9 protein-coding genes, 2 tRNA genes and 3 rRNA genes are annotated in these 16,825 nt (G+C 59.1%); 13 read left to right on the forward strand and 1 reads right to left on the reverse strand.

Translation table 11 applies throughout. From position 1 onward, the window contains the following. Nucleotides 1-392 precede the first annotated feature (392 nt). From rplM to erpA, 4 genes are all read left to right on the forward strand, one after another. Nucleotides 393-821, forward strand: coding sequence for a 50S ribosomal protein L13 (gene rplM, locus AZKH_RS05225; protein WP_015434700.1), 429 nt, complete (start codon nt 393-395; stop codon nt 819-821). A gap of 13 nt (nt 822-834) precedes the next feature. Continuing rightward, complete coding sequence (rpsI, locus tag AZKH_RS05230; protein WP_015434701.1) at nt 835-1,227, forward strand: 30S ribosomal protein S9; 393 nt, start codon at nt 835-837, stop codon at nt 1,225-1,227. Between the two features lie 131 nt (nt 1,228-1,358). Further along, on the forward strand, nt 1,359-2,387 hold the full coding sequence (argC, locus tag AZKH_RS05235; protein ID WP_041655939.1) for an N-acetyl-gamma-glutamyl-phosphate reductase: 1,029 nt from the start codon (nt 1,359-1,361) through the stop codon (nt 2,385-2,387). 90 nt (nt 2,388-2,477) lie between these two features. After that, complete coding sequence (erpA, locus tag AZKH_RS05240) at nt 2,478-2,828, forward strand: iron-sulfur cluster insertion protein ErpA (RefSeq protein ID WP_015434703.1); 351 nt, start codon at nt 2,478-2,480, stop codon at nt 2,826-2,828. Nucleotides 2,829-2,902: 74 nt separating this feature from the next. Here erpA and AZKH_RS05245 read toward each other — a convergent pair whose 3' ends face one another. After that, a complete protein-coding gene (locus AZKH_RS05245; RefSeq protein WP_369795088.1) occupies nt 2,903-4,153 on the reverse strand; it encodes a M23 family metallopeptidase in 1,251 nt (416 codons plus the stop codon). A gap of 146 nt (nt 4,154-4,299) precedes the next feature. Between AZKH_RS05245 and tyrS the strand changes: the two genes are divergently transcribed. The 9 genes from tyrS to AZKH_RS05290 all read left to right on the forward strand — a co-directional run bounded on the left by tyrS (nt 4,300) and on the right by AZKH_RS05290 (nt 16,776). After that, the gene (gene tyrS / locus AZKH_RS05250) at nt 4,300-5,499 is read left to right on the forward strand and encodes a tyrosine--tRNA ligase (RefSeq protein ID WP_041655943.1); all 1,200 of its coding nucleotides are present in this window, start codon (nt 4,300-4,302) and stop codon (nt 5,497-5,499) included. 176 nt (nt 5,500-5,675) lie between these two features. After that, nucleotides 5,676-8,633 carry an EAL domain-containing protein gene (locus AZKH_RS05255; RefSeq protein ID WP_015434706.1) on the forward strand — a complete coding sequence of 986 codons (2,958 nt, stop codon included), beginning with the start codon at nt 5,676-5,678 and terminating at the stop codon, nt 8,631-8,633. 342 nt (nt 8,634-8,975) lie between these two features. Further along, nucleotides 8,976-10,511 (forward strand): 16S ribosomal RNA (locus tag AZKH_RS05260). A gap of 77 nt (nt 10,512-10,588) precedes the next feature. Beyond that, a tRNA-Ile gene (locus tag AZKH_RS05265) sits at nt 10,589-10,665 on the forward strand. A 13-nt stretch (nt 10,666-10,678) separates the two neighbouring features. Then, nucleotides 10,679-10,754 (forward strand) — tRNA-Ala (locus tag AZKH_RS05270). A gap of 260 nt (nt 10,755-11,014) precedes the next feature. After that, nucleotides 11,015-13,898: ribosomal RNA gene (locus AZKH_RS05275) — 23S ribosomal RNA — on the forward strand. Nucleotides 13,899-13,996: 98 nt separating this feature from the next. After that, nucleotides 13,997-14,110, forward strand: a 5S ribosomal RNA gene (gene rrf, locus AZKH_RS05280). The 16S, 23S and 5S rRNA genes sit together here with 2 tRNA genes alongside, the layout of an rRNA operon. A gap of 135 nt (nt 14,111-14,245) precedes the next feature. Beyond that, a complete protein-coding gene (locus AZKH_RS05285) occupies nt 14,246-15,184 on the forward strand; it encodes an alpha/beta hydrolase (RefSeq protein ID WP_015434707.1) in 939 nt (312 codons plus the stop codon). Between the two features lie 203 nt (nt 15,185-15,387). After that, complete coding sequence (locus AZKH_RS05290) at nt 15,388-16,776, forward strand: TIGR03013 family XrtA/PEP-CTERM system glycosyltransferase (RefSeq protein WP_015434708.1); 1,389 nt, start codon at nt 15,388-15,390, stop codon at nt 16,774-16,776. Nucleotides 16,777-16,825: the final 49 nt, after the last annotated feature.

Genomic DNA, 16,825 nt, shown 5'->3' on the forward strand with positions numbered 1-16,825 from the left:
AATAGGTGGTCTTATACAGGACTGACGAAGGAAGAGGGGGAGCGGCAGGCCATAAAAAATTGATTGAAATCAAGACAGTGAAAGTTAATAAGCATTGCTTATCTTGGAATTAAAACATTTATAGTGCGACGCACAAAAAGAACTTGCCCTGTCCGCGAACCGTCCGGATAATGGGCACCAGTCGGATCGATGACGCCTCTCGATCCATGCAGTGTCTCCTCCACCCTCCTCCTTTGGTGTGGATTTAACGCAGTCCCGAGAGGACTGCGTTTTTTTTTGCCTGGATCGGTTCCTGATTCCCCGGGTTTGACTTTGGGGTGCCGTTTCCATTAACATCACGCGCTTTCCGTTTATTGGCCTTTGCCCCAGGCCGGACAAGATCGAGGATTCGAATGAAAACGTTTTCTGCCAAGCCGCACGAAGTCAAGCGCGACTGGTTTGTTGTCGACGCGGCGGACAAGGTGCTTGGCCGGGTCGCCGCCGAGGTTGCCCGCCGTCTGCGTGGCAAGCACAAGCCTATCTATACCCCCCACGTTGATACGGGCGACTTCATCGTCGTCGTCAACGTCGAAAAGCTGCGCGTGACCGGTAACAAGGCGCAGGACAAGAAGTACTATCGTCACACCGGTTTCCCGGGCGGCATCTACGAAACCAACTTCACCAAGCTGCAGCAGCGTTTCCCCGAGCGTGTGCTCGAGAAGGCGGTGAAGGGCATGCTGCCGAAGGGGCCGCTCGGTTACGCCATGCTGAAGAAGCTGAAGTGCTATGCAGGTGCACAGCACCCGCACGCCGCTCAGCAGCCCCAAGTTCTCGAGATCTGACAGGAGCCCGTCAATGGCTGTTAGCTACAACTACGGCACTGGCCGCCGCAAGACTGCGGTCGCCCGTGTGTTCATGAAGCCGGGCACCGGCAACATCGTCGTCAACGGCAAGCCCGTCGACGAATTCTTTTCGCGCGAAACCGGTCGCATGATCGTGCGTCAGCCGCTGGTGCTGACCGAGACCGAAGGTCGTTTCGACATCCTGGTGAACGTCACCGGTGGTGGCGAGTCGGGTCAAGCCGGTGCCGTTCGTCACGGCATCACCCGCGCGCTGATCGAATACGATGCCGAGCTGAAGTCGCCGCTGCGCAAGGCCGGTTTCGTCACCCGCGATGCCCGCGAAGTCGAGCGTAAGAAGGTCGGCTTCCGTAAGGCGCGTCGCCGCAAGCAGTTCTCGAAGCGCTGATACTTCGGTATCCGCTGCACAAAAGCCGCCCGCGAGGCGGCTTTTTTCATTTCCGTCTGCTTCGTTGCGGAGTACGAATGCGATAATTCGCAGTCCAGGGACTGATGTCGGGCCCCTCGAAAGGAGAAAGCATGATCAAGGTTGGCGTCGTTGGTGGTACGGGTTACACGGGAGTCGAACTCCTTAGGCTGTTGGCGCTGCATCCGGGTGTGAAATTGCACGCGATCACGTCGCGCGGCGATGCCGGTATGCCGGTCTCGAACATGTTCCCGAGCCTGCGTGGCCGCGTCGATCTATGCTTCGTCACGCCCGCCGAGGCGCGACTGGCCGAATGTGACGTGGTGTTCTTTGCCACACCCAACGGCATCGCGATGCAGCAGGCAGCGGAGCTCGTCGCTGCCGGCGTGCGTGTGATAGACCTCGCCGCCGACTTCCGCATCCGCGACATCGCGGAATGGGAGAAGTGGTACGGTATGCAGCACGCCGCGCCGTCGCTGGTTGCCGAAGCAGTCTACGGCTTGCCCGAACGCAATCGCGAACAGATTCGCAGTGCCCGTGTGCTCGCCAATCCGGGCTGCTATCCGACGGCCGTCCAACTCGGCTTCCTGCCATTGCTCGAAGCGGGCGCGATCGACGTCACGCACCTGGTTGCCGACGCAAAGTCGGGTGTTTCCGGGGCAGGCCGCAAAGCTGAAGTCCATACGCTCTTCGCTGAAGCGGCGGACAGCTTCAAGGCTTACGGGGTGCCTGGACATCGCCATCTTCCCGAGATCCGGCAAGGGCTCGTCGGCATGGCGGGCAAGTCGGTCGGTCTGACCTTCGTGCCGCATCTCACCCCGATGATTCGCGGCATCCACGCTACCCTTTACGGGAAGCTGACGCGGGACATCGACCTGCAGGTACTGTTCGAGGAGCGCTACCGCAACGAGCCGTTTGTCGATGTTCTCCCGGCAGGCTCCCATCCCGAGACCCGCTCGGTCCGCGCGAGCAACCTGTGCCGGATTGCGGTGCATCGGCCGCAGGGCGGGGACGTCGTGGTCGTGCTGTCGGTCATCGACAATCTCGTCAAGGGCGCGGCGGGCCAGGCAGTGCAGAACATGAACATCATGTTCGGCCTGGAAGAGTCGCTCGGCCTGGATATCGTTCCGGTTAGCCCCTGATGGAACCATTTCGTCGCTGATAACTCTCATTTTGACGAAACGGCCCAGTCTGTCGCATCATGTGGCAGTGCCCCCAAATGAGGACAAATTATGAACACCGCAGTTGAAACCTCCGACTTCCTGGTCTTTACCGACAGCGCGGCCGCGAAGGTCAAGGAACTGATCGAAGAAGAAGGCAATCCCGAACTGAAGCTGCGCGTCTTCGTCAGTGGCGGCGGCTGCTCGGGCTTCCAGTACGGATTCACCTTCGACGAAGAAGTGAACGACGACGACACGGCGCTCGAGAAGAACGGCGTGACGCTGCTGGTCGACTCGATGAGCTACCAGTACCTGGCGGGCGCCGAGATCGACTTCACCGACGGTCTCGAAGGTTCGCAGTTCGTGATTCGCAATCCGAACGCGACGAGCACCTGCGGTTGCGGATCGTCGTTCTCCGCCTGAATCAGCGCCTTTGCGCAACAAAAAGGGGATGCTTGGCATCCCCTTTTGTTTGGCCTCTAACCGGTGGTGGGCGCTCAGTCCGCGCGCGCCACAGCGGTATGGTTCAGAAGTGCGAGCCGATCGACGAGCGACTGGGTGTCACGCTTGAACGTCACCAGTGACTGTTTGTCGAGCGGATGCGCGGTTGGCAGTGCAATCTTCATCGGGTCGTTCGGTACACCGTTGAGCCGGATCTCGTAGTGCAGGTGCGGTCCGGTCGCCCATCCCGTCGAGCCGACGTATCCGATCACGTCGCCCTGGCGAATCCGCGCCCCCTTGCGCAGTCCGCTCACGAACGCACTCAGATGCCCGTATGCCGACTCGTAGTGGTCGCGGTGCTGCAGCACGATGATGTTGCCGTAGCCGCGTTGCGTACCGACGAATTCCACGACGCCATTCGATGCCGCCTTGACCGGAGTGCCGGAGGCTGCGGCAAAGTCCGTGCCCGTGTGCGCCCGCCAAGTGTTCAGGATCGGATGGACGCGCCCGCCGAAGTTTGACGAAATGCGGGAGAACTCGAGCGGGTAGCGCAGGAAGGCCTGGTTCAGGCCGCGTCCGTCCGGCGTGTAATAGGCGTCGGCGCCGTCGCTGTCCCGATGCAGGAGCACCGTATGGCTCTTGCCTTGATTGACGAATTCGGCAGCCAGGATGCGACCCGTTCTTACCGAGATGCCGCGATCGTAGATTGCTTCATAGACGACACTGAAGCGGTCGCCGCGCCGCAGGTCGCTGCTGAAGTCGATTTCCGTGCCGAAGATCTCGGCAAGCTTGGTCGCGATGCTGTCGGGAATGCCGGCGGCGTCCGTCGCGCCGAACAGGGTCTGGCGGATTTCGCCGTTGCGCATTTCGACGTGGGTTTCGGCGGCTTCCGCCTCGGAGCTGCTCGCGCGGATGCCCGCGTCCGTGCGCTCGATCGTAAACCGGTTGTCGGTTCCGGATAGCGGGAGGCTCAGCGATGCGATACGCCCGTCGCGATGGACCACGGCGAGCAGCGAGCGGCCGGCGCGAAGTTGCCGTTGCGCAGCGAGTCCCGCAGGCTGATTCAGCGCGTCGACCGCTTCCGGGTCGTTCGCGCCGATTCGCTTGAAGATCGTCTGAATGGTATCGCCCGGCAGGATCCGCTCGTGAAAGACGAACGGCAGGTCGCTTGCGTCCTGAATCTCGGCCTTGACCGAGCCGAGCTGTTCGACCACTGTTTCGGGCTCGAACGGAGCCGAACTCATTCCCGGCGCGACCGCGGTGGCGGCCACGACCCCGAGGAGCGACGTTGCTGCCACTCCGGACATCACTAGTCCGCGACGGGTGGGAGGGAGATGGGCCCTGAGTTCGGCTAGAATCTTGACTTTTCGCGACTGCATGGGAATTTTGGGCAAAAAACTTCCCGGATTTTATCAAAAAAACTTGCCCGCACCGTAACGAAATGGAGAGTTGCATGACTGACGTACAGGGAGCCCTCGAGCTGATCAAGCGTGGCGCCGACGAGCTGCTGGTCGAGGCGGAGCTGGTCGAACGGCTTAAGGCGAATCGTCCGCTTCGGGTGAAGGCGGGGTTCGATCCGACGGCTCCCGACCTCCATCTCGGTCACACGGTGCTCATCAACAAGTTGCGGCAGTTCCAGGAACTCGGTCACCAGGTCCTGTTCCTGATCGGCGATTTCACCGGCATGATCGGTGACCCGACCGGAAAGAATGCGACCCGGCCGCCACTGTCGCGCGAGCAGATCATGGAGAACGCCCGGACCTACCAGGAGCAGGTGTTCAAGATTCTCGATCCCGATCGGACCGAAATCTGTTTCAACTCCAGCTGGATGGAGGCCCTCGGCTCGGCCGGTATGATCCGGCTGGCGTCACGCAACACGGTTGCCCGTATGCTGGAACGTGACGACTTTTCGAAGCGGTACGCGAGCGGCCAGCCGATCGCAATCCACGAGTTCCTCTACCCGCTGTGTCAGGGTTACGACTCGGTGGCGATGCGAGCCGATGTCGAGCTCGGCGGGACGGATCAGAAATTCAATCTGCTGATGGGGCGTGAGTTGCAGAAGCATGAGGGTCAGGCGCCGCAGTGCGTGCTGATGATGCCGCTGCTGGAAGGCCTCGACGGCGTGAACAAGATGTCCAAGTCCCTCGGCAACTACATCGGCATCGCCGAGCCCGCGCGCGAAATTTTCGGCAAGGTGATGTCGATCTCGGATGATTTGATGTGGCGCTATTACGAGCTTCTCTCCTTCCGTTCAACCGCGGAAATCGCGGCCTTGCGTCGTGAAGTGGAGGGCGGCCGCAATCCGCGCGACATCAAGGTGCTGCTTGCGCAGGAGCTCGTCGCTCGCTTCCACGACCAGCGGTCCGCCGAGGATGCGCTCAGCGAATTCGAGGCCCGGTTCCAGCGCGGCGTGCTGCCGGACGACATGCCGGAGGTGAGCGTGGTCGTCGGCGCGGCGGGGCTGCCGGTGTTCCAGGTCATCAAACAGGCGGGGCTGACAGGGACGACCTCCGAAGCGATGCGGATGATCGAGCAGGGTGCGGTGCGGCTCAATGGCGAGCGCGTCGAAGACAAGGCCCTGATCCTTGCGACCGGCCAGAAGGTCATCCTGCAGGTGGGTAAGCGCAAGTTCGCCGCTGTGCGTCTGGACTGAACGAAGAAAGGCTCACCAGCGCGGGAAATTCGCTTCCAAGCCAATTCTCCACTTGGCAATATAATCAAAAGGCATTCTATTACTTTCGGTGGATGGCCTAGTCAGCGGTCGCGCCCGATCGAGGGGCAATGTCATGCTCTCGATCACGCGACGACTTGTGGAGGATCTTGACTCAGATGGCGAATGCGCCACATTTCTACCGCCGCCTCTTCGTGCGCCCGAGTACGGCGGGCCTTGTCGCGTTCCTCGTTGCCGCCCTTGCGGCAGCGGTCTACGTCCTGCATTCCGAGCGAGAGGCGCTCCATGTTAGACGCGCCGAGGTCGCCGATCTCATTGGCGATAAGGCGCACGAGGTCGAGAACGCGGTCCAGCACGGGCTCACCGCAACCTATGCGCTGGCCGCGCTCGTGCGGCAGGGGCGCGGGGCCGTGCCGAACTTCGAAGCGGTTGCGACGGAGATGCTCCGCTACTACCCGGGCGCCGACTCGCTTCAGCTCGCCCCGGGTGGCGTCATCCGGCAGGTTGTCCCGCTGGTCGAGAACGCTAAGGCGATCGGCCACGACCTTCTGGCCGATCCCGCTCGCACAAAGGAGGCGTTTCTTGCACGGGATACCGGCAAGCTGACTTTGGCAGGGCCATTCAACCTGATGCAAGGTGGTATTGGCGCTGTCGGTCGCCTCCCGGTGTATCTCGACGACGAATATGGGCGGTCGCATTTCTGGGGCTTCGTCACCGTTCTCATCCGTTTCCCGAATGTGCTTGTTCGCGCCCAGTTGCCGCAACTCGTGAAGCGTGGCTTTCAGTATGAGCTCTGGCGGGTGCATCCGGACACCGGCCAGAAGCAGGTGATCGCGGCGTCGTCCGAGACGCCGCTCGTCGATCCGGTCGATCGTGCACTGAACATGCCTAACGGTGTATGGACGATGAGCGTGGCGCCGATCGATGGGTGGGCGCATAGGGAGGATCTCGTCCTCAAGAGTTTTCTCGGTCTCATGTTCAGCTTTCTGATCGGCTGGCTTGCGAAGCAGATGGCCGAACTGCGGGAGCACCGGCATCGTCTCGAGAGTCTCGTCGACGAACGCACCCTCGAACTGGCCGCCCGCGAGTCGAAGCTCGCCGCGTTAATCGGGTCGCTCCCCGATCTACTATTCGTGCTCGACGAAAGTGGTCGCATCACGGAATGCCATTCTCCAGATCCCTCGCTGCTCTATCTGCCGATTCCGAACTTCCTGGGGCGCCCTTATGGCGACGCACTGCCCGGCGAAGTCATCGACAAGATCCGTGCCGCCCTTGTGGGCATTGCGCGCGACGGCCAGCGGCGGGAATTCGAATACAGTCTCGATGTTCCCGCAGGCACGCGCCAATTCAGCGCCTCGATGAGCCAGCTCAGCGTAGGAAGCGGGCAACCGGGCGGCTACATCGCGTTGGTGCGGGATGTCACCGAGCGCAAGCTCGCGGAAGAGCGCATGCAGGAAGCGATGGTCGTCTTCGATGCATCGAGCCAGGGGATCATGACGGCCAATGCCGACGGCGTGATCACGTCGGTCAATCCTGCGTTCCAGGCCATTACCGGCTATTCGGCCGAAGAGGTGGTCGGGCAAATGCCCTCGATGTTCAAGTCCGGCCGTCACGATCAGGCCTTCTACCAGAACCTCTGGGCGACGCTCGAGCGAGTGGGGCGCTGGGAAGGCGAGATATGGAATCGGCGGAAGTCCGGCGATATCTATCCCCAATGGCTCTCCATTTCGGCCGTGCGCGACAGCGATGGCAAACTCATCAAATACGTGTCGATCTTCAGCGACATGACGCGTCGCAAGCAGCGTGAGGAAGTCATCTGGCGGCAGGCGAACTTCGACGCCCTCACCGGGCTCGCAAACCGCAACCTGCTTCATGATCGGCTGGAGCGTTCGCTCGCCCACAGCCGGCGCACCCGGCACAAGGCCGGGCTGATATTCCTCGATCTCGACGGTTTCAAGTGGATCAACGACACCCTCGGGCACGACGTCGGCGACGAAATGCTCGTCGAGGTCGCAAGCCGCTTGCAAGGATGTGTCCGGAGTCAAGATACAGTCGGGCGCCTGGGGGGCGACGAGTTCACACTGGTGGTCGAGGATATCGACGACGCAGATGGTCTCCAGACCGTCGCGGAGAAGGTGCTCAATGTCCTTCGTGAGCCCTTCGTTCTTGCTGGAGCGAACCGCTACATCTCGGGGAGCCTTGGGATTACGGTCTTTCCGGACGACGGCGACGACGTGCAGACGCTGCTGCGCAATGCGGACATTGCCATGTACCAGTCCAAGCAGTTGGGCAAGAACCGTTGTCAGTTCTACGCACAGGATATGCAGGAGGCGGCGCGAGCTCGTGTTCAGTTGGAAGGGGAACTGCGCGCAGCGATTGCTCAACAACAGTTCGTGCTCTACTACCAGCCGATCGTCGAGGCTCAAGGCGGCCGGGTCGCCGGCGCGGAGGCGCTCATTCGCTGGCGTCATCCGCAGCGCGGCCTTGTTCCGCCGAACGAATTCATCGGTATCGCGGAAGACACCGGCCTGATCGTCGCCATCGGCGAGTGGGTGCTTACAGAAGCGGTCCGCCAGACACGACAATGGCGCGAGGCTGGGCTGCCCGCGCTGCGCATCGCGGTCAATGTCTCGGGCGTACAGTTCCGCGAAGCGGGTCTGCTGCCGCTCGTGGGGCGCCTGTGCGAAGACCGGCAGGATGGAGACTTCGAGCTCGTCCTTGAAATCACCGAATCGGTGCTCATGCAAAGTAGCGATGTCACTGAGGCACGCATGCGCGAAATCGGAGCGTTCGGCATCGGCTACTCGCTGGACGATTTTGGTACAGGCTATTCGTCGCTCTCGTATCTCAAGCGATTCCCCGTCGGCGGCGTCAAGATCGATCGCAGCTTCGTGCGTGATTGCCCTGAAGACCGCAACGACCGGCTGCTGGTCGAGGCGATCATCAATATGGCCCACAGCCTCGCACTGAAGGTGACGGCCGAAGGCGTCGAAACGGAAGCCCAGCGCGCGTTCCTGCGTGAGCGCGGTTGCGACTATCTGCAGGGCTATCTCGTCAGCAAGCCGCTTCCGGCGAATGATTTCGAGCGTTTTGTCGCCGATGCGCTCAAGCGATGAAGAAAACCAGGCGTGGGGCTTGACGCCGACCTTGTGGTCTATATAATCCGCCCCTCTTCGCGACGCAGCGGTGAAACGCAGCGGCGGCGGAGAGGGGAAAGAGCGTTGAATGCAGTCGATGTTGAAGAAATAAAATATCGGCGGTGCTTGACGGCGACAGTGAAGTTTGTCAGAATCTCTTTCTCGCTGCTTCGGCGGCGGTTCTTTAAAAAATTGGACAACCGATAAGTGTGAGTGCTCGGTGGCGGCAGGCGCAAGTGGGTTCTTCGGAATCCGCGCTTTGCAAGCATTGAGTGCTCAGATGTAAGTCAGTAATGATTTCTTTGAGTGCATTGTTGGATTGAACTTAAGAGTTTGATCCTGGCTCAGATTGAACGCTGGCGGCATGCTTTACACATGCAAGTCGAACGGCAGCGGGGGCTTCGGCCCGCCGGCGAGTGGCGAACGGGTGAGTAATGCATCGGAACGTACCCAGTCATGGGGGATAACTACGCGAAAGCGTAGCTAATACCGCATACGCCCTGAGGGGGAAAGCGGGGGATCGCAAGACCTCGCGTGATTGGAGCGGCCGATGTCGGATTAGCTAGTTGGTGGGGTAAAGGCCTACCAAGGCGACGATCCGTAGCGGGTCTGAGAGGATGATCCGCCACACTGGGACTGAGACACGGCCCAGACTCCTACGGGAGGCAGCAGTGGGGAATTTTGGACAATGGGGGCAACCCTGATCCAGCCATGCCGCGTGAGTGAAGAAGGCCTTCGGGTTGTAAAGCTCTTTCAGACGGAAAGAAAACGCTTCTCCTAATACGGGAGGCGGATGACGGTACTGTCAGAAGAAGCACCGGCTAACTACGTGCCAGCAGCCGCGGTAATACGTAGGGTGCGAGCGTTAATCGGAATTACTGGGCGTAAAGCGTGCGCAGGCGGTTGTGTAAGACAGGTGTGAAATCCCCGGGCTTAACCTGGGAACTGCGCTTGTGACTGCACGGCTAGAGTACGGCAGAGGGGGGTGGAATTCCACGTGTAGCAGTGAAATGCGTAGATATGTGGAGGAACACCGATGGCGAAGGCAGCCCCCTGGGCCGATACTGACGCTCATGCACGAAAGCGTGGGGAGCAAACAGGATTAGATACCCTGGTAGTCCACGCCCTAAACGATGTCGACTAGTTGTTCGGAAGGGTAACTTTCTGAGTAACGCAGCTAACGCGTGAAGTCGACCGCCTGGGGAGTACGGCCGCAAGGTTAAAACTCAAAGGAATTGACGGGGACCCGCACAAGCGGTGGATGATGTGGATTAATTCGATGCAACGCGAAAAACCTTACCTACCCTTGACATGCCTGGAATCCTTGAGAGATCAGGGAGTGCCTTCGGGAGCCAGGACACAGGTGCTGCATGGCTGTCGTCAGCTCGTGTCGTGAGATGTTGGGTTAAGTCCCGCAACGAGCGCAACCCTTGTCGCTAATTGCCAGCATTGAGTTGGGCACTTTAGCGAGACTGCCGGTGACAAACCGGAGGAAGGTGGGGATGACGTCAAGTCCTCATGGCCCTTATGGGTAGGGCTTCACACGTCATACAATGGTCGGTACAGAGGGTTGCCAAACCGCGAGGTGGAGCTAATCCCTTAAAGCCGATCGTAGTCCGGATCGCAGTCTGCAACTCGACTGCGTGAAGTCGGAATCGCTAGTAATCGCAGATCAGCATGCTGCGGTGAATACGTTCCCGGGTCTTGTACACACCGCCCGTCACACCATGGGAGTGGGTTTCACCAGAAGTAGGTAGCTTAACCTTCGGGGGGGCGCTTACCACGGTGAGATTCATGACTGGGGTGAAGTCGTAACAAGGTAGCCGTATCGGAAGGTGCGGCTGGATCACCTCCTTTCAAGAGAAGGCGCCGCTCGGCGCCGAGTGCTCACAACTTATCGGTTGTTCAGGCAACGAGAGCCTCGCGGTATCGGAGGGTCTGTAGCTCAGCTGGTTAGAGCACCGTCTTGATAAGGCGGGGGTCGTTGGTTCGAACCCAACCAGACCCACCACACGCAGTATCGGGGGGGATTAGCTCAGCTGGGAGAGCACCTGCTTTGCAAGCAGGGGGTCGTCGGTTCGATCCCGTCATCCTCCACCATGATAGGTGGGGCTCGCGTCAGGGTTAAGCGGTGGGTAGCTCCGGTGGGCTGCGTAGCGCTTAGGCCTGAGTGCCAATGTTCTTTAACAAAGTGGAAGAAGTAAAGTGTGCGACAGTCGGTCGGAAGATCGATTGTGGCATGGGTTGGTGTGATTGCATTTTTTGCATCTATCTGCGCTTTGAACCGGCGGCAGGTAGGTGCGCACAAGCGCGAGTTGCCTGTAGTGGTGGGGTCCTGTAGGAGGGGTCCAGCGTTATAGGATCAAGCGACTAAGTGCATGTGGTGGATGCCTTGGCGATCACAGGCGATGAAGGACGTGCAAGCCTGCGAAAAGCGGGGGGGAGCTGGCAATGGAGCATTGATCCCCCGATGTCCGAATGGGGAAACCCACCTCTTTGAGGTATCCCGCGCTGAATACATAGGCGTGTGGAGGCGAACGCGGTGAACTGAAACATCTAAGTAGCCGCAGGAACAGAAATCAACCGAGATTCCCCAAGTAGTGGCGAGCGAACGGGGAAGAGCCTGCACGACTAAACCATCGAGTTAGCAAAACGGTCTGGAAAGTCCGACGATACAGGGTGATAGTCCCGTATGCGAAAACTGGGTGGCGGGTCTGAGCGTGCGACAAGTAGGGCGGGACACGTGAAATCCTGTCTGAAGATGGGGGGACCATCCTCCAAGGCTAAATACTCGTGATCGACCGATAGTGAACCAGTACCGTGAGGGAAAGGCGAAAAGAACCCCGGGAGGGGAGTGAAATAGATCCTGAAACCGCATGCATACAAACAGTGGGAGCCTCCTTGTGGGGTGACTGCGTACCTTTTGTATAATGGGTCAGCGACTTACGTTCAGTAGCGAGCTTAACCGAATAGGGGAGGCGTAGGGAAACCGAGTCTGATAAGGGCGACTGAGTTGCTGGGCGTAGACCCGAAACCGGATGATCTATCCATGGCCAGGATGAAGGTGCCGTAACAGGTACTGGAGGTCCGAACCCACTAATGTTGAAAAATTAGGGGATGAGCTGTGGATAGGGGTGAAAGGCTAAACAAATCCGGAAATAGCTGGTTCTCCCCGAAAACTATTTAGGTAGTGCGTCGTACGGACACTTGCGGGGGTAGAGCACTGTAATCGTTGGGGGGGTCACTGCGATCTACCCCGCGATAGCAAACTCCGAATACCGCAAAGTGATATACGGCAGACAGTCCTGGGGTGCTAACGTCCTGGGACGAGAGGGAAACAACCCAGACCGCCAGCTAAGGTCCCAAATACATGGCTAAGTGGGAAACGAAGTGGGAAGGCATAGACAGCTAGGAGGTTGGCTTAGAAGCAGCCACCCTTTAAAGAAAGCGTAATAGCTCACTAGTCGAGTCGTCCTGCGCGGAAGATGTAACGGGGCTCAAGCCATGAACCGAAGCTGCGGATCTCGTAAGAGATGGTAGGGGAGCGTTCCGTAAGCCTGCGAAGGTGTCTCGAGAGGGATGCTGGAGGTATCGGAAGTGCGAATGCTGACATGAGTAGCGATAAAGGGTGTGAAAAGCACCCTCGCCGAAAGCCCAAGGTTTCCTGCGCAACGTTCATCGACGCAGGGTGAGTCGGCCCCTAAGGCGAGGCAGAAATGCGTAGTCGATGGGAAACGGGTCAATATTCCCGTACCGATTTTAGATGCGATGGGGGGACGGAGAAGGTTAGGCCGGCCGGGTGTTGGACGTCCCGGTTTAAGCGTGTAGGCGTGCCCGATAGGCAAATCCGTCGGGCTGAGCTGAGGCGTGATGACGAGGTTCTCTTTGAGACCGAAGTGGTTGATACCCTGCTTCCAGGAAAAGCCTCTAAGCTTCAGTCTAGAATCGACCGTACCGCAAACCGACACAGGTGGGCAGGAAGAAAATTCTAAGGCGCTTGAGAGAACTCAGGAGAAGGAACTCGGCAAATTGATACCGTAACTTCGGGAGAAGGTATGCCCCGGTAGCTTGTAGGAGTACATCCGAAGGGCGACGGGGCCGCAGAGAATCGGTGGCTGCGACTGTTTATTAAAAACACAGCACTCTGCAAACACGAAAGTGGACGTATAGGGTGTGACGCCTGCCCGGTGCCGGAAGGTTAAGTGATGGGGTGCAAGCTCTTGATCGAAGCCCCGGTAAACGGCGGCCGTAACTATAACGGTCCTAAGGTAGCGAAATTCCTTGTCGGGTAAGTTCCGACCTGCACGAATGGCGTAACGATGGCCACACTGTCTCCTCCTGAGACTCAGCGAAGTTGAAGTGTTTGTGAAGATGCAATCTACCCGCGGCTAGACGGAAAGACCCCATGAACCTTTACTGTAGCTTTGCATTGGACTTTGACGGGACTTGTGTAGGATAGGTGGGAGGCTTTGAAGCGGCAACGCCAGTTGTCGTGGAGCCGTCCTTGAAATACCACCCTGGTGTCGTTGAGGTTCTAACCTGGGCCCGTGAATCCGGGTCGGGGACCGTGCATGGCAGGCAGTTTGACTGGGGCGGTCTCCTCCTAAAAGGTAACGGAGGAGTACGAAGGTCGCCTAGGTACGGTCGGACATCGTACTGATAGTGCAATGGCAAAAGGCGGCTTGACTGCGAGACCGACAAGTCGAGCAGGTGCGAAAGCAGGTCATAGTGATCCGGTGGTTCTGTATGGAAGGGCCATCGCTCAACGGATAAAAGGTACTCTGGGGATAACAGGCTGATTCCGCCCAAGAGTTCACATCGACGGCGGAGTTTGGCACCTCGATGTCGGCTCATCACATCCTGGGGCTGTAGCCGGTCCCAAGGGTATGGCTGTTCGCCATTTAAAGTGGTACGTGAGCTGGGTTTAAAACGTCGTGAGACAGTTTGGTCCCTATCTGCCGTGGGCGCTGGAAGTTTGAGAGGACCTGCTCCTAGTACGAGAGGACCGGAGTGGACGTACCTCTGGTGTACCGGTTGTGACGCCAGTCGCATCGCCGGGTAGCTAAGTACGGAAGAGATAACCGCTGAAAGCATCTAAGCGGGAAACTCGCCTCAAGATGAGACTTCCCCGGGGCCTCGAGCCCCCTGAAGGGTCGTTGAAGACCACAACGTTGATAGGTCGGGTGTGGAAGCGCAGTAATGCGTTAAGCTAACCGATACTAATTGCCCGTGCGGCTTGATCCTATAACCCTGGATCCACGCCTCACCCGCAAGCAACACCGCGCAAGCAATCACAACCCCCCATACCGCACACACTTCTCCCCCTTTGTTCCCCTTTACAGTCTGACGACCATAGCGTCCCGGAACCACCCCTTCCCATCCCGAACAGGACCGTGAAACAGGACCGCGCCGATGATAGTGCCTCTCGTGGGTGCGAAAGTAGGTCATCGTCAGACTACCTATCCCAAAAAAGCCCGCCGTCTCAGACCAGACTGCGGGCTTTTTTACGTCTGCCGGCCGGCACACTGCTAGAATCCGGCGCGCCACCTTCTTCAAGGCCTCGGAATGATCGACGAGGCCCACCATTGCCGATGCCTTTGACTGCACAAGCACAATCTCTGCTCGACATGGTGTATCGCGTCGGAGCTCCGCGCTTTTACGAGCTGTCCGTCGCTCAGGCGCGCCATTCATTTGAGAAGCTGCAATTCGCTTTCGGTGGGGAACGCGTCGCCGTGGCGTACGTCGTCGATGTGCCGATAGGGCGGACGGATAGCGGCGATGTATTACTTGCGCGCTCATATCGCCCACTCGGCGCGAACCCCTCCGATGTCTTGCCGCTTGTCATCTATCTGCATGGCGGGGGCTGGTGCATCGGGGATGTCGCGAGTTATGACGGTTTTTGCCGCAGGCTCGCAAATGCGTCGGGTTGTGCCGTGTTGTCTGTCGACTACCGTTTGGCGCCGGAGCATGCCTTTCCAGCTGCGGTGCGTGATTCGATGTTCGCTCTGAAATGGGCGCAGGAGAATCACGGCCTGCTCGGAATCAATCCGCGAAAAATCTCTCTTGCAGGCGACAGTGCCGGCGGGAATTTGGCTGTGGTCACCGCGCTGGAGGCGCGCGATCGCGGTGTGGATGCCGTGAGACAGCTGCTGCTCATCTATCCGTCGACCCAGATTCACAGTGAGCGTCCGTCGCGAAAGCGCTTCAGCGATGGGTATTTCCTGGACCGGGAGAGCCTCGAGTGGTTCTTCACTCGTTATCTGCCGGAGGGTGGTGCGGACGATTGGCGCACTTCCCCGTTCCTGGCCGATTCGTTGGCAGGGCTGCCTCCGATTCTTCTCCTGATGGCGGAGTTTGACCCCTTGGTAGACGACTGCCTTGCATTCGCGGCGCGGGTGGAGCGCGAGGGCGGTGCCGTCGATCGAGTGATGTTCGATGGGGTTGTGCACGGATTCGTGACGCTTCCGAAGCTATTTCCTGAAGCCATTGCCGCGATCGAGGTGATAGGAGAGCGGCTTCGGCGGCTGTAAGGGGCGTCGGAAAGGGAGTTTTGGGTTGCCCGCGGAGGATCTGTATCGGGTTGTGACAGGCTCCGTTCCGTGATCTGTTTAACAATGACGTCATGGCTTTCGGGATAGAGTTTCATTCAACTCTAAATTGCGCCCGGAGCTGCCGTGACGCGTTCCTGCCTTGATGGTGCGGGTCCGACGGCTTCCGCTGGGGAGTGCGTGCCATGCTCAAGGTCTTCGGTCAGTATTTTCCGTCCGGCGCGCTGCACCAGGTTGCGTTTGATGCTCTGATCCTCTTCGTTGCCGTGGTATTCGCGGTGCTGGTCGAAACGCACGGCGGGGATGCGGATTGGCGCATTGTTGCACCTTCTGCGCTGACTTTTACGATCTTCATGATCTTCCTGAATTCGGCCCTCGGGTTCTATCGGGTGACTCCGGTTGGTCTGTCGGGCCGGGCTGTCGTGGCGCGCCTTGTCGTGTCCTTGTTGGTGAGCATCCCGTTGGCCTGGGGTGTCTTCTCGATTCTTCCGTGGGACTATTTCGCATCTGAGGCGCTGCAGTTTTCGGTTGTGTTGCTCGTGGTCGTTGTGCTGCTGATGCGCGGCGTTGTCAGCCGTCACGAATCGAGGTCGGTTTTTGCTCCGAGGGTCTTAGTCATCGGCACGGGGCCGGAAGCGGTGGAGGTTCAGCGCTCGCTGGGATCTTCGGGGCGTTCGGGAATGGAGATTGTCGGTTTCTACGCGCCGGGCGGGGAGGATTGCCGTGCGGTGAGTGCCGCGCAAGTGATCGAAAACGACATGGGCTTGTTGGAGGCGGTGCGAGATGCACGAGTCAACGACATCATTGTCGCCGTGCGCGAGCGGAGGGGAGGTGTTTTGCCGATCCGCGAGTTGCTCGACTGCAAGTTGCGCGGTGTGCGCGTAATGGATCTTTCGTCTTTCTTCGAGCGGGTGCAAGGGAAGGTCAGGATCGATTCCTTGAAGGCCAGCTGGTTGATCTACGGAGACGGCTTTCGGCAGAGTCTGATGCGCACATTCACGAAGCGTTGTTTCGATCTCGCCGCGTCGTTCTTGTTGTTGCTGCCGGCCTTGCCGATCATGGCGGTGACGTCGATCTTGATCTTGCTGGAAGACGGCGGGCCGGTGTTCTACCGACAGGAGCGGGTGGGACGGGCGGGGCGCGTCTTCCGGGTGATCAAGTTCCGCAGCATGCGGCGGGACGCCGAAAGCGACGGGAAGCCGCGTTGGGCAACGAGCCACGACGACCGGGTGACCCGTGTAGGACGAATCCTCCGGCGCTTGAGGATCGACGAGTTGCCGCAGCTTTTGAATGTCATTTCGGGTGAAATGAGTCTTGTCGGTCCACGTCCCGAGCGGCCGTATTTCGTGGATCAGTTGTCGCATCAGGTGCCCTTCTACGCGGTGCGGCACAGCGTCAAGCCCGGAGTGACAGGGTGGGCCCAGGTTCGGTACCAGTATGGTGCTTCTATCGATGAGGCGATCGAGAAGCTTCAATACGATCTCTATTATGTGAAGAACCATACGTTGGTACTGGATACCCTGGTCTTGTTCGAGACTGTCAGAGTCGTACTGACCGGAGAGGGGGCGCACTAACAGCCGCCCTTGATGGCCAGTCGCAACATTTGAGGTAACGGAGTCTGGT

It is taken from the genome of Azoarcus sp. KH32C (genome assembly GCF_000349945.1).
Taxonomy (GTDB): domain Bacteria; phylum Pseudomonadota; class Gammaproteobacteria; order Burkholderiales; family Rhodocyclaceae; genus Aromatoleum.

Excerpts from the sequence above, each read along its gene's own strand:
- rplM (WP_015434700.1), top strand. The coding sequence starts at position 393 with ATGAAAACGTTTTCTGCCAAGCCGCACGAAGTCAAGCGCGACTGGTTT.
- rpsI (WP_015434701.1), top strand. The coding sequence starts at position 835 with ATGGCTGTTAGCTACAACTACGGCACTGGCCGCCGCAAGACTGCGGTC.
- argC (WP_041655939.1), top strand. The coding sequence starts at position 1,359 with ATGATCAAGGTTGGCGTCGTTGGTGGTACGGGTTACACGGGAGTCGAA.
- erpA (WP_015434703.1), top strand. The coding sequence starts at position 2,478 with ATGAACACCGCAGTTGAAACCTCCGACTTCCTGGTCTTTACCGACAGC.
- AZKH_RS05245 (WP_369795088.1), bottom strand. The coding sequence starts at position 4,153 with ATGTCCGGAGTGGCAGCAACGTCGCTCCTCGGGGTCGTGGCCGCCACC.
- tyrS (WP_041655943.1), top strand. The coding sequence starts at position 4,300 with ATGACTGACGTACAGGGAGCCCTCGAGCTGATCAAGCGTGGCGCCGAC.
- AZKH_RS05255 (WP_015434706.1), top strand. The coding sequence starts at position 5,676 with ATGGCGAATGCGCCACATTTCTACCGCCGCCTCTTCGTGCGCCCGAGT.
- AZKH_RS05285 (WP_015434707.1), top strand. The coding sequence starts at position 14,246 with ATGCCTTTGACTGCACAAGCACAATCTCTGCTCGACATGGTGTATCGC.
- AZKH_RS05290 (WP_015434708.1), top strand. The coding sequence starts at position 15,388 with ATGCTCAAGGTCTTCGGTCAGTATTTTCCGTCCGGCGCGCTGCACCAG.